This is a genomic window from Qipengyuania sp. YIM B01966, assembly GCF_016461955.1.
Classification (GTDB): Bacteria; Pseudomonadota; Alphaproteobacteria; order Sphingomonadales; family Sphingomonadaceae; genus QFOP01.
Genome location: NZ_JADMNM010000015.1, coordinates 1 through 13,502 on the forward strand (window position 1 = coordinate 1; position 13,502 = coordinate 13,502).

General features: G+C 61.4%; 11 protein-coding genes. 5 read left to right on the forward strand and 6 right to left on the reverse strand.

The features are described 5' to 3' along the window. The 3 genes from ILT46_RS11510 to ILT46_RS11520 all read right to left on the reverse strand — a co-directional run. The coding region (locus ILT46_RS11510; protein ID WP_199504790.1) for a hypothetical protein at nt 1-413 on the reverse strand (413 nt) is incomplete at its 3' end. Next, on the reverse strand, nt 410-2,737 hold the full coding sequence (locus ILT46_RS11515) for a tyrosine-type recombinase/integrase (protein WP_199504791.1): 2,328 nt from the start codon (nt 2,735-2,737) through the stop codon (nt 410-412). The genes ILT46_RS11515 and ILT46_RS11510, both read right to left, overlap by 4 nt. Before the next feature lie 8 nt (nt 2,738-2,745). Further along, a complete protein-coding gene (locus ILT46_RS11520) occupies nt 2,746-4,038 on the reverse strand; it encodes a hypothetical protein (protein ID WP_199504792.1) in 1,293 nt (430 codons plus the stop codon). 853 nt (nt 4,039-4,891) lie between these two features. Between ILT46_RS11520 and ILT46_RS11525 the strand changes: the two genes are divergently transcribed. Continuing rightward, a complete protein-coding gene (locus tag ILT46_RS11525; RefSeq protein ID WP_199504793.1) occupies nt 4,892-5,392 on the forward strand; it encodes a hypothetical protein in 501 nt (166 codons plus the stop codon). A gap of 299 nt (nt 5,393-5,691) precedes the next feature. On the opposite strand, the gene ILT46_RS11530 is transcribed toward ILT46_RS11525, so the two are convergent. The 3 genes from ILT46_RS11530 to ILT46_RS11540 are packed head-to-tail and all read right to left on the reverse strand — an operon-like array spanning nt 5,692 to nt 7,920. Then, entirely contained in the window at nt 5,692-6,552 is an 861-nt protein-coding gene (locus tag ILT46_RS11530) for a hypothetical protein (protein ID WP_199504794.1), read from the reverse strand. 35 nt (nt 6,553-6,587) lie between these two features. After that, entirely contained in the window at nt 6,588-7,754 is a 1,167-nt protein-coding gene (locus ILT46_RS11535) for a DNA cytosine methyltransferase (protein ID WP_199504795.1), read from the reverse strand. Next, nucleotides 7,747-7,920, reverse strand: coding sequence for a hypothetical protein (locus tag ILT46_RS11540; RefSeq protein WP_199504796.1), 174 nt, complete (start codon nt 7,918-7,920; stop codon nt 7,747-7,749). The genes ILT46_RS11535 and ILT46_RS11540 overlap by 8 nt, the downstream gene beginning before the upstream one ends. A 166-nt stretch (nt 7,921-8,086) precedes the next feature. Here ILT46_RS11540 and ILT46_RS11545 point away from each other — a divergent pair, with 166 nt between their 5' ends. The 4 genes from ILT46_RS11545 to ILT46_RS11560 are packed head-to-tail and all read left to right on the forward strand — an operon-like array spanning nt 8,087 to nt 13,060. Further along, nucleotides 8,087-8,947: a hypothetical protein gene (locus tag ILT46_RS11545; protein WP_199504797.1), complete on the forward strand. Its 861-nt coding sequence runs from the start codon at nt 8,087-8,089 to the stop codon at nt 8,945-8,947. Beyond that, on the forward strand, nt 8,944-10,263 hold the full coding sequence (locus ILT46_RS11550; protein ID WP_199504798.1) for a hypothetical protein: 1,320 nt from the start codon (nt 8,944-8,946) through the stop codon (nt 10,261-10,263). The genes ILT46_RS11545 and ILT46_RS11550 overlap by 4 nt, the downstream gene beginning before the upstream one ends. After that, nucleotides 10,264-12,165, forward strand: coding sequence for a DEAD/DEAH box helicase (locus ILT46_RS11555; protein WP_199504799.1), 1,902 nt, complete (start codon nt 10,264-10,266; stop codon nt 12,163-12,165). Continuing rightward, entirely contained in the window at nt 12,146-13,060 is a 915-nt protein-coding gene (locus ILT46_RS11560; RefSeq protein WP_199504800.1) for a protein NO VEIN domain-containing protein, read from the forward strand. The genes ILT46_RS11555 and ILT46_RS11560 overlap by 20 nt, the downstream gene beginning before the upstream one ends. The last annotated feature ends 442 nt before the right edge of the window (nt 13,061-13,502 follow it).

The following is a 13,502-nucleotide window of genomic DNA, read 5'->3' on the forward strand; positions in this document are numbered from 1 at the left end:
CAAATGTTCTGACGACGGACATGCATGCGCTCGTCCTGTTCCCTCGCGCTCTGAATGCGTTCGGCAATCTCCTCGCGGGCTTCGGCGAGCGCCTTCTCGAGCTTGGCTGTCCGGACCCGGTACTCGGCGACCTTCTTTCTCAGTCGGTTGCGCTCCGCCGTAATGCGCCGGAGCTGGTCGTCCGCATCGGCGCTAGGGTTGGGAACGCGCCAGAGCTCGACGTAGTCGTCGTCGTAGAGCTGACGGCGCTTGATGGCCTTCCCATGCGGATGGAAGTCGGGAATTCGCTCGAGGATGGCGGGAGCCGTCAGCTTTTCTCCCTTCCCGATGATTTCATCGCGCGCCGCGATGATCGCCTGGGCCGTCTTGCGCTTGGCTGGTGTCATGTGGCGGAGGTCGGGAACTGCACTCATGGCCTGCTTCTCCTCGAATGGGCGGCGTTGGCGAGGGCCAGCATCTTCATCTTCCGCCGGCCTTCGCCGAGCGATCGCCTCTTCTTCCGCTTCTGCGTGAGCAGGTCGGTAAGCTTCGCATATCGCCGGGTCAGTCCCATGTGGGCGTGACCGAGCAGGTTCTGGATGACATGCGGGTGCACGCCGCGGGAGTAGAGGTCCTTCGCGACGGCGGCCCGCAGGTCGTGGATGGTATAGCTGCCATGTCCCGCCGTGAGGTAGGCGAGGAAGATTGCGAGATCACCTCCTCCCAGCGCCCGGTCGCGCGCCCGCAGCAGGTAGGGCTGCGCATCGGCCTTGCCCTTGATCTGCTGGGGAGGCGGCAGGAGTTCCGCCACCGCCTCCAGCCCGAAGACCTGCTTCAATTCCGACTGGAGGTCCTGAAGGGCCTCGAGCGTTCGTTCGCCTACGTGATACCTGCGCTTGCCCGATTCAGCTTCCTCGCCGTCGGTATCGTCCTCGTCCGGGTACGCTCCCTTTGGATACGCGGTCCAGTACGCCATCTCGGCCTCCTCGTCGAAGAAGAGGTTCGCCGCATCGGCTCTCAGTTGCACGAGCTCGCCGCTGCGCATGGCGGTGTCCCGCCCGCATCTGAACGCGACTCGCGCCATGCGCATCGCCAGCGCGAAGGACTCGATAGGCACGAGTGTGTCCCCGTGGTCAAGCGCCATGCGGTGCATGGCCTTGGCATGCTCGTCGAAGTCCAGCAGGCCTGCCGGCGAACTATTGGCACCGGGGAGGCCCCACTCCTGGATGAGTTCGAACCGTCGTTGGCGAATTTCGCGTGGCAGCCGCCAGGAGCCGTTCATGAGGTCGTGGCTGAAGAGCGTGACGAAGTACGGTGGGCTCGTGGGCCTACCGTCGAGCTCGCTCTTCACGTACTTAAGGTGGTAAGGTTCACTCTCCGAGCTGGCCGTGCCTCGTTTATGGGTCCTGAGGATCGAAGGCATCGCCGAGATCGTCGAGTATTCGGCTGCGAGGCGGTCCAGATATGATTCGGGGCGCCATAGCTCCCAGTAGTCCGTGCGAATGCCCGGCGCGCCCTCCGACCGACCATCGTCTTCAATGTGCGAAGTGCTCGTAAAGCCGACGTGGCCCGAGGGCACCTGATCCAGCTCGTCGAGAAGGCCTCGCGTCTTCATGAGGACCGCCTCGATGTCATGCCAGCGGATCTCGATGACGGCTTCGATCTCGGTCAGTCGCTCCGCGAGTGGACCGGAACTGGTCAGGCGGGACTGACGCTCCTGCGCTTGGTTAATCGCCGAGGCTGGCCGTAGGGAATGCTGGCAATTTTCTATGTCCTCGGCCTTCCAGCGGACCAGCGTCGCAAAACCCTCGGGTGCATCCGTGAGTCTGGCTGCGTTGTTGAGGTCTTCGAACATGCGCAACGCGGTGAGAGGCTCATCCAGGGTCGCGCGTGTGACCTTCCCACTTTCTAGACTTTGGGCGAAGCCCGAGAGCCAAGTCCGCACCGCGGCCTGAACGTCATTTTCAACGGGCTGGAGTTTCTGTGCGAAGGTGAAGAGGTTGGCGGTTCGCTGCTGGACGTACTTCACTCCGGTTCCACTGGCAGCCAGGCGGAAGATGTAGATCGCCGCCTCCACCTTGAGGTGCGTCATCTCGGCAAGCATCGAGAGTGCATGCTGCGAAGGCGCCGCGAAGTCGTCCTCGAAGCGGTCGTCGAGGCAGGTGAGTGGCAGCTTCCTCAGGCCTGCCGGCAGGTGCTTCTTGGCGAAAGCTTCGGGAGTGAGGGATTTCTGGGTCTTGATCGCTCTGCGCCTGACCCGCTCAATCAGGGCAGTCGATGTCGGATCCTGACGCTCGATCTTGAATGGTAGGAGTTCTCGCGCTTCGCGTCCGTTGAAGAGGTCGAGAGCTTCGAGATAGTCGAAGGCGGCGTCGGTGACGAAGGACGGATACGGTGTTCGGCTGGGAATGCGCAAAGCGTCCCGGACGGTGCGTATCGCGTCGAACGCCTCGAGCGTCTCGGGCCGGGACTGGCGAGCGATCCATAGCTCCCACAGGTCGAGGCATCCCCAAGCAGGATCGAAGGAGAGGTGCCAGTACTTGTCGGTCCCCGCGTCGACCCTCTCGATTATGCCCAGTCGGGCCAGCTCGGCCACGGGCTTCTCGTCGATCCGGAGGAGCTCGGACACCCCCCTGATCTTCATCCGGAGCCGCTGCCCCTTGAATCCGGTCAGGTCGATGATGGCGTCGGGGTCGCCGCGCCGGCGAGGCTCGAGGAGGTTCTTGGCGGAGATCGCGGGATGTTCCGCCGCCCGCATGTTGGCGACTACCCTTGGCACTGGCGCATCCTCTCGACGATTTCCCTGGCCTTGTTCTCGCCCGCCTTTTCGGCGATGGCCTGGCTCAGATCCGCGACATCGGCCTTCATGACCTCCCGCCGGATCCGCATGCGCCTCTTGTGCAGGGTGCCGGCGGCGTAACGGAAGATGTTCTCCGGGCTCATGTACATGTCGTCGGCGAAGTCGATGAGCGACGCCGCAAAGTCGTCGAGATCCGGGTAGAGCACGTCGAGCTTGCGGATCTCCTCGTCGATGCGGGCATGCCGGAAGACGTGCGGGGTCGGGCGTTTCGATGTCCCGTCCAGTTGGGGCACGAGGTATTTCGACCTGAAGGCGGCGCGGTTGAAGTAGGTCTGGCGAAGCGACCATTCGCTCATCGGCTTTCCGTCGGCCCTGGGGAACAGCAGCACCTTCGTGAGCTTGTCCTCGGCATCCCACCTGGTCGCCCATTTCCTGAGCATGTGCATGCTTTTCCCGGCCGCGTACCCGTCGGGCCGATCTTCGAAGGCCGCGACCAGTCGTCGCACGGTGTCGTCGCTGATCAGCAGGGTCTTGACCCGGATTCCCATCGATTGCTTGTTGGGCGCGGCGATTTCGTCTCCGAAGCGGGAGGCTTCCCACCAGTCCCAGGCGTTGAGCAGGGGCAGTTCGCTGATCCGGCAGCCGCTTTCGGCCATCACGCTGAAGGTGAGATCGACCTCGAGCGGCCAACCCATCTCCCGCCCCGCCGACAGGATGGCGTCGCGGGCCTGGCTGGGGTCCTGCATCTTGGGTCGGTAGGCCTTGCCCGAATGGGTTTCGTAGCGCAGGCCCCGGAACGTGAAGAATTTGCGGCCGCGTTCCCGGCGCGCTTCTAGCTTGCGCCGTTCGACGATGTCCTGCTTCCGGTAGCCGTCGACCATGAGGGGATTGGAGTCGTCTCTGAAGCCGTGGTCGACCAGCCATTCGTAGAAGTCGAGCATCGCGTTCAGCAGGATGCTGATCTCGGTTGTGTCTTGGCCCTTCCGAGTGACCTTGACGATTCCGTCCCGATGGGCCGGCCCCTTCATCGACGAGAACTTGCAGCCGTGCCGGCTCAGGAAATCCTCGATCTCGGTGCGGCTGTCCGCGGTCGAACGACCGAGGATGTCGTCGACGTTCGCGGGCTTCTGCGCGAGCCAGCGGCCGAACCACTTCACGAGCTTGCGCCGGGCGGAGCGGCTGTAGTTCCTCAAGGCATATTGCGCGGCCTTGGTGAGGACGCCGCTGACCCCCCGTCCAGGAACGGTCACTACCGGCATGGAGGTAACCCGGTGGTGAAGGACCTCTAAGGATGGTATGGTGGCTGGGGTGTGCATCGGTTTGAGGATGGAGTTTTCGCTGACCATTTCTGACCGACCTTATGTGCGGTTTACGGATATGGATTGCAATAGTGCACAATGTGCACTATCCTTTTGAGCAAAGACCTCTCCCCTTTATGTTGGGTGTTTTTTCCATTGCACACTTTGCAGTTTTTGAGCACTCAATTAAAGCCCGATCACGAGGCTGATGGGTGGGCAGCCGGAGCGATTAGGGACGCTCCCGCGCGGCCCCGTCCCGGCTTCGGCAGGGTGGCTTGAAAGGTCCTCGGGACCTCTGGTGCCTAGCCGATGCCGACGAAGGCGAGGACCTTCCTCGCCGCCCAGTAGGCAAGCGGCAGGACGAGCAAGAAGAGCAGCAGGGCGAACTCGAGCTCTATCGGTTCAGGTCGGCGCATCCCTTCTGCTAACCGAGATCACAGGCTGTGGGAAAGCGCTGAGCTTCACTGGCCTTCGGACATCCTTGCCGTAGGACGGTGATGTTCGACTGGTCCGCAGGAGGGCCACCTCAGGAGCGCCCCGCTCGCATCAAGATATGAGCGCGCGATCCCATCGCCGACGGCAGCTGTGGGTCGTGCCCGCAGTCATCGCCGTCTTGACCACTCTCATCTCGCGATCCTTGCGAGCACTTCGGCCCGCGGTTGCCTCTTGAAGCGGTTCGCGCTCGAACGGGCTTCCGCGATGTTCACGGAGGACAGGTTTGGCAGGATCAGGCGCAGGTATTCGCGGTATGGCGGAGTTATTGCAACAAAATATCCTACTGAAGTGTAACACAAATTTGGCTACCTAGCGAGTCATGGATGATCATGATGCCTTGCCCCAGCTTCCCCATTCTAACCACCCCAACGTCCTATCTGGTTTGCTGACGAAGCGCGGCGAAATTGCCGGCCTCGCAGAAGGATTGCAGGACAAACTGCGCGAGGCGCTCATCAATTTGGATCACGTCGATCAGACCATTCTTCTCTTCGACCCCGAAGCTGATCTTGCCGAGATCAAGGCGAAGCCGCTTCCTCCGCGTCACGTCGCGTTCAAGGGCCAGGTGACCCGGTCGATCCTTCACCTCCTACGTACCACCGGTGAGGGCTTCGACGGCAAGGCGATCACCTTGCGGCTCATGGCCGAGCGCGAACTCAACTCTGCCGATGCCAAGCTGGTCAAGACCATTCAGAAGCGCGTTGGTGCGGCCCTGCGTAACATGCGCGATCGCGGCTTGGTTTGCTCCGAGCAGGGAAAGGGCGGTTTGCTCGTCTGGCGCTTGGATTGCGACAGGAGTTCGTCAGGTCAGAAGGGTCCATAGCTGCTGACACCGACCCGCAAGATTTTAACGAAATCAATCGTCGGTGAAAGGATCGGCTATGGATGACTGGTATGACCAAGACTCACAGATTACCTCATGCCCACACGCAGCAAAGTGCAAGGGTTCTTCTGCATGGTTTTGGGCTGAGGTGGTGCTGATCTCGGTTCCCGTGATCTCGGGCTACATCGTCCTTGGACTGACTGTAATTAGATGGGCCGCCAGCTTCTTGCCTTGAACCTGCTCGGGGAGCGTTGGCGATTCGCTCTGTGCGGTCTTTGGATCATTCCGCGAGCTTTCGGTCAGCGGCGCCGTAGTGGAGTCCTTTCCGACGATTGCTCGATCTGGCCGCTTCGCGTCACGGTTGTAGCTCGACCCGCGACGCCGTTGACCTCGCTGTATTGGATGGCAACGAGATTCAGCTCGTCGCCGAGCCCGGAAAAGGATCCGTGCAATCCCTGGAGAAGGGGGAGGCTTTCGATCGAGTGTGGAACGGGAGCGGGATTATCGGGGCCCGGGATGGAGCTCGGCATGAGATAGATGCATGGCGGAACGAGCCGCCATGGGCCGATGACCGTCCTTCGTTCCATCACGCCTGTCTGTTCGATCTTCGGGCATGGTCTTCCCAGCGTCCCGCAACGCCAATCCCATATGACGACGCCGTCGACCTGCTGCTGCCGTTCGATGATCTCGGCACTGAGGCGTGTGTGTATGCCGGACCAGGCATTCCTGCGGGGATCGGCACCCTGGTTCGTGCATATGCTCCAGATCAGGAATTCGGAAACGCCGTCGGGCCGCTCGAAGACGTTAGTGTTATTGCCGTCGAGGCATCCCTTGACCGCAATGGCAGTCCGCTTCCCCGCGTTGATGTGCACCATGAAGTCGTAGCGGGCTGAGCCGTCGGCTTCCTCATAGTCGGATATTCGGGCTTCGTCTTGCAGATGGTTCAAGACCCGTCGCACGAAGTCCCGTTTTTCCGTTCTGTCGGCCGCATACTGGCCACGCACCCGTTCGATAGCCCCTCTCAGGATGCCGCTTTGATAGAATTCCGCCTCGTCGAGGCCGTGGTCTCCCAAGAGATGAGCCTGCGTCTTCAATACCTCGGCGAAGTCGCGAATGCTCGCCTGCAGGTTCTGGTTCTTGGAGCAGGGAATTACCGCCATGGTCCCGCGGCTCTACCTCTCTCCAAGACGACGGTCTACGCCGCTTCCGCCATCAGGTCGACGAGGTCGGCCTGGTCGACGGCATTTGCGGACACGATGGGCTCGAGAAGGTTTTTGGCGATGTGCCTGACGACGGGAACGGCCACGCCATCGCCTGTCAGATGATAGGCGTCATTGTAGCTCTGGGGCAGGCAGTAAGTGTCCTTCAGACCCATCAGCCGCGCGGTTTCACGCGCGGTTATGAGGCGTGATCGCACCGTCTTCCCATCGACGATGACGATCACCTGCCTGCTCGATCCGCCCGCGGGCGTTCGCAGGCAGCCTGAGATGCCGTCGAACCTGACTTCGGCGCGCTGGACCTTGTCGTCCTGCGCGTTTCTCCGCGTCCGCTTGTAAACGCAGCCGACGGTCATTTCGCCCGATGCCTGCGCCTTCCGCACCTTTTCCATGTTGATCGGCGACATCATGGCGAGCAGCGATTTGGTTTCGGCGGGGGTGTGCCAGCCGTCGGACCCGGCAGGGTTGTCCAACAAATCGACGAATTTCACCTTTCGGGTCCGCGGGACTGGCAAGTTCCACCAGATCCATTTGGCCGCGACCTCTGCCGATAGTTTGGCCTGCGCGTTGACCAGCTGCTTGGTATGGAAGCGCCCGACGGGTTCGTCCGAGCAGAGCGCTTCGGGAATGACGAGACCGTCCTTCACTCCGATTATGAAGAGACGGGGTCGCGACTGCGGCACGAACAACGCCGCGTCGACTACAAGCGCTCCGAAGCGGTAGCCCCGTGAAGCGAATGCCTCGCCGATTGCGGCAAAATCGCGCCCACCATGAGACGCGAGAGTGCCGCAGACATTTTCGAGCGCGATGAGATTAGGACCGCGCCCCTCGGCATGGAGCTTTCCCATGAGCTCCCAGAATGGCCAGAACGTGCCAGAACGCTCGCCCTTCAGCCCCGCGCCACCGCCAGCGAGGCTCAGGTCCTGGCAAGGGAAGGATGCCCAAGCGAGATCCGCCGCCCCGTCGATCTGGGAGGGAGCGACCTTCGCCACGTCACCGATGTGGAGCGTGCTCCCGCCCCAGTTGGCGGCGTAGGAAGCCGCCTTCTTGTGATCGAAGTCGTTGGCGAACAGACAGCGCCATTCTCGGCCCAGGCCCGCCCGGGCCATTCCGCCGCCTGCGAAGAATTCCAGGAAGCTAGGCATTGCTCGGAACCCCGATAGCGAATCCTTCGCGCTGCAGCTTCTCGACGATGGCCTCGACGATCCAGGTGTTCGCGGAGACGCTACCGGGCCGTTTGGATCGGGCGCTTTCGATGGCGTCCATGATCTCGCTCTCTACCCTGATGCTCGTGTGCTTCTTGCCGCTCATGGCTGAACCTCTATCTTGTGTCTACCCATAGTGGCGCCAAAAAGGCGCCAAAGCAAGAATAAAGTTTGCCTTTTGTTCTGTTTGTCGCTTCCGTTAGCACGTCCTATAAGGCGAAGATATTGTGTGCTTTCCGTGCGCAATCCAAACGGAGTTGAACGGGATGGGAATGGAGAAGGCGGCACCGTGTCGGCACGCGGGAGCACCTCCCGAGGAAGTGGTCAATCTGGCCGTGAACGCCATACAGACGATCGTCGAGGATGACGATTTTCTCACCCGCCGGGGTCTGACCCGGCGAGAGTTCGAGCTCGCTCTTCCTACCGCCATACAGCGTATCAGGGGCAGCGCGGCGGCGAGCAATTCCGATCGACGCGATTTCCTTGTCTCGATCTTCGGCGCGTTGAAGGTTGCGGGGGTTATCCACTCCTTTCGCATGCCTGATTACGGCGACGACACCGTGTATCAGCTCGACGTTCCGAGCGTTGGTCGCGTGGCGATCATCCAGAAGGGCTGCCCGGACGGCAACCACAGCAGCGTGAAGTGGTCGCGTCCCGACTGGGCGAACGAGGCCTATCTCTGGTGGTTGTGCGACAGCCTGAGCTATCAGCCTGGCGAGCACATTGCGAAGGGCGTGAACCGCCTCCGTAACCGTTTCTTCGACCCAGGTTACAGCGACGCGGTCGACGGCGTCATCTTCCACAACTCGATGTGTGGTACTTCGGTCCGGCCATGCCCGAAGAAATCGCGTAGCGTTTCCATCGGCGAGACCGAGGTGCCGCCCCCTTGCTTATGGGTCATGCCTGATCGCAGGGGGATAGACGAGATTGGTCCAGGGGACTGGAACTGGAACGGCAACCGCGAACTCGGTTTTCCGAAGGCCTTGCTGTCCTTCTTCGGCATCGTCGAAGCGGAATACCTCAACTACATCGGATTTGTGGGCTTCGCGAGAGGCGCACGCGGGACACGTGCCACGATCGCGTCGCGCTATGGCCCCGGTCAGACGACCATTTTCAGGAGTGACGCACGTTGAACCCTGTTCTCGATCAAGATCGCGCCCAGCTCGTCGCCACGCGTGCGGAGGGGGCACCACGGCAGCTTCTTCCGCAGTGGCTCAGGCCCGAGAAGGAACTTCCAGTAGTTTCGCTCGAGGTGGACTGGGTCAGGTTCTCGATCCTCAATCACCGGACGCGGGCTGAGCAGATCAAGGTGACCCGTCAGCCGGGCAAAAAGGATGTCTTCACCGATCCGTTCTCGGATGCTGCGCAGACCGAGCAATACAACATCCTCATTAAGCAGGCACACGCGGACGATCTCTTCGACGATCTCGCAAAGCGCGGTCAGCGCGAACCGGCGGTCATCACGGCCGACGGCGTTTTGATCAACGGCAACCGTCGCGGTGCCGCCCTGCGAAAGCTGTATGTCGAGGACGACAAGCAGGATGCTCGTTACATCCGCGCCTTCGTGCTGCCGAACGACGTCACCGCACAGGAGATCCTTGACCTCGAAACGGAACTGCAGGTCTCACGAGACTATCGTCAGCAATACTCTTGGGTGAACGAGGGCTTCCTCATTGAGGATATCTTCGAAGCCTCGGGGAAGGATTGGGCCAAGGTGGCCAAGCGCGTCCGACTGAAGCAGGATGAGGCGCGCAAGATATACACGCAGCTTCAGCAGCTACATCAGCTGGTCGAGATGTCCGGCGGCGCACTCGACTACACCAACTTCGAGGACAAGGAGAGCCCCTTCACGGAGCTGTCGGCCTACGTATCGAACAAGACGCCCCAGGAGACGAAGGTGGTTCGCGACTCGTTCTTCCTCGGCGTGATCTCCGATGCCAACTACCGCGACCTTCGCAAGCTCCGGCGGCCTGATGCCGACACGTTCATCGAGAGCGAATTCCAGAAGGAACCCGTGCTGGCCAAGTTGATGGAGCTTGCAAAGGGCGAAGCGACGGCCGATGCGGACGAGGCCGACGATCTGCTGGACGACGTCCTTGGATCGCAAGAAACCAGCGCGTCGGGCGTTTCGGCGGTTCTGTCCTTCCTCGCTACCAAGAACAAGGACGAGATGATCTCGCTGCCTGGAGGCGACACCGTGCTGGTCGACAACCTGCTGGAGACCGTCAAGGAAGCCGTGACAGTCGCTGCGAACGAAGCAGACGAGGACACCAAGGACAGCAAGGCGGTAAATGCTCCGCTACAACGCTTGGATGCGGCGATCCGCGACGCAGGCCGCTCCTTGAGCATTCTTGCTCAGGCGCGCAGCTTCGATGAGTTCGACGAGGCGGGCTTCGTCGATCGGGTCTCTCAACTGAGGGAGATCGTGGAGCAGCTCGAGCAGAAGTAGATGTTCACCGCCGAACTTTACAAGCAGGACAGGCCTCGCGTCGTCATCGAGCGCGAGGGTGAGGAGAGCCCGGGAGCATGGGCGCGCCTCGAGGAAGCGATGGCCCGCGGAATAGAGTCCGGCTCCGTCAGCAGGACTGTTGTCCATGCTGACGTATTTCTTGCTGAGCTCGCTGTGATCCGGGAGTTGAAATCCGTCTTCAAGGTCGGGCTCGCCTTGGGGGAAGAGCTCACGGCGCAGTTGAGGCGAATGGCGCGTGACAGGGGGTTGCGAGAGCAGGTCGTTGAACTGGGCGATCCTGATGACGACGAGCTTGACGCGCTGAAGCAGGAACTGCGCGACTCCGGCTTCCGACGTGAACTACGGCCATTTCAGCTCGTGAACCTGTATCGCTTGGTCAATCTGCCACACGGGGCGGACTTCTCCGTGCCCGGCGCGGGTAAGACAACAGTCGCCCTCGCGGCTTTTTCCCTCCTGCGTGCTCGTGGGGAGATCGAAAGGTTAGCGGTTGTAGGCCCTCTGGCTGCATTCGGTGCCTGGAAGGAGGAACTGGTCGAATGCTTCGATGTTCCGCCGAAGTTCGCTGTTCATGACGGTCCTGGCACGATCGTGCCCCGGGATGCAGTGGTGCTGCTTTCCAATTACCACAGGACGGCCAACGACTACGACTTTGTCCGTTCGTTTGTCTCGACGGTCCCTACGCAGGTCATTCTGGACGAGGCGCATCGCATCAAGAGGGGGTCAAGCGGCCAACACGGTCGAGCCGTGTTGGATCTTGCCTACGCGGCCGCCCGCCGGGACGTGCTAACGGGAACGCCGGCACCACAGGGTGCGCACGATCTCGTCGCGCTGATCAGCTTCCTCTATCCTGGTCAGGATCGGCAGATCCTCCCCGACGCTGCGTATTTCGAACGCCAAGGTCGCGATCAGGATGTTCTGTTGGCGACCAATGCCGCCGTCCGCCGCTATTTCGTCAGGACCCCGAAGGTCGAGCTCGACCTGCCTCCGACCGAATTCAGGGTGATCCGGCAGGCGATGCCGCCGATTCAACAGGCGATCTACGACGCCCTGCTCGGCCAGTATCGTGCGGCGTTTGCACTTCCCGATGCGCCGCGACACGAAATGCGCCGCCTCGGTCGCATCGTGATGTACCTGCTTGAGGCCGCGACCAATCCGATGCTGCTCCTGGCTGGTTCCGAGGAAGGAGACATCCGGGAGTTCACCCACCCCCCACTGCCGCTCAAGGGCGGCGAAAGTCTCGTCCGTCTTCTGGCTCGCTATGCGGATTACGAGGATCCCTGGAAGTATTCGATGGTCGAACAGATCGTCGAGGAGGCGGCTGCGCGCGGAGAGAAGGTGCTGGTCTGGTCGAGCTTCGTTCGGAACCTCAAGCTGCTGGAACGGCGTCTCGAGCGGTTCCAGCCGGCTGTCGTCCACGGCGGGATTTCATCGGACGAGATAGCGCCACCCGAAGTCGTCACGCGCGAGCGTGAGTTCGATCGCTTTCGTCACGATGACGGCTGCTCTGTGCTCCTCGCCAACCCTGCCGCGTGTGGCGAAGGCGTCAGCCTGCACCACTGGTGCCATGAGGCCGTCTATCTGGATCGCACCTTCAACGCCGGGCATTTTCTTCAGAGCCAGGACCGTATCCATCGCCTAGGCCTGGACGAAGACACCATGACGCGGTTTACGTTGCTCGTCAGCGAAGGTTCTATCGACGATGCGGTAAACGGGAGGCTCGTGGAGAAGGTCTCAGCGCTCGCGGTGCTGATGGACGATCCCGGACTGGTCGATATTGCGCTTCCGATGCCCGACGAAGGCTTGGGCGGTGCCCCGGCCGCTGAGGACGATTTCCAGGCGGTTCTTGCCCACGTTACCGAACATGCGGCTGCCTCCGACTAGAGGTCAGTGCCATGCCGTCTTCCTGCTCGTGCACGTGGCGGGACTGGGTGTTCGGCAGAATCGTGATCAATGGGTCACGGCTGCGCGTCAGCGGAGCACGATCGCGGCCCTTTCCTTCGACCTGGCAAGCGCGGCCGACGCTTTGCTTGACTGGGGACTGGCGAAAAGCCTGCCCTCCATCGCCGTGGGACACCCGCTGAACCAGTTTGGCCATGCGGCGGACTATTCCAGCCTGAAGGGCATCGCTGGGGTGTTGCTGCGTCGCCGACCGCCCGTATGGCTCCGGGCGGCGGTCGTGGATGGACTGCTGCGCCGCGAGCTGGTGCCGTCTGATGATTTGAATGCGCTGGCGTGGCTCGGAGATGACCTCGACGATCTGCTCATTGCGGTGCATGCCGATGCGCTCGCTTCCTCCGACGACGAGTTCTTGGGACAGCTTGGCCGGGCCGGCGAACTGATTGTGATGGACGCACTGAGGGCTATCGGCAGGCCGGCACGACATGTTGCGCTGATTTCGGATGCCTTCGGTTACGACATCGAGTGCGGAGGACAGTCGAAGATCGAGGGCCTCGAGGTCAAAACGGCTTTCGCGAAAACCTCGGACAGGTTCTTTCTCTCTCGCAACGAATTCGACATCTCGCAGCGGATGTCTGGCCGATGGCATGTGGTGCAGGTTGTCCTGTCGTCGAAAGTGGCCGCCTCCGGCATCGTCACGGGTGGCGATGTGGAGATGATCAGGGAGCTTCCTGCATCAACGGTGCGAGAGCTGGCACCCGCCGACGAGCGACACTTCCGATGGCTGGAAAGTGCGATGTTCTCGCCATCCGAAGGCCAGTGGATATCCAGTGCCCTCTCGGTTGGGCAAGGCTTTCACTTCGACCTCGAGGCCAGATGATCAAGTGACAAAAGAACGGCGTTCAGCCGTATGGTTAAGCGAATCGTAGGCATGTTTCGGCAAGTAGTGCCGATGACACAGAGCACGGTAGCTGGCCGGGATAGAGTACAATCTAACTCCGGAAAGATTTTTTCGATAATCCTAGCCGCAGTGGTCTTCGGCGGATTTGTCGTCCACGCCGCGCGGGAAACCGCTGAGACATACGAACGTATGGCGCTGTCGCCTTATGTGGAGCATGACCTCCCCTCAGGAGAAAGCGCCGGGCGAGAAGGCGAGGTGGCAGAACGAACCGAATCCGGCGATCCCTATGATGGAGCCAGTCCAGGCGTAATACTTCCGGTGTCGAGAGAGGAGCGTCTCGCCGGGATACAGAGCCCAGCCAAGCAGCAGGGGTGTCCGTCGTCAGAACATTCGGCACAACTCGCGGCGTAGATTAGCGGAG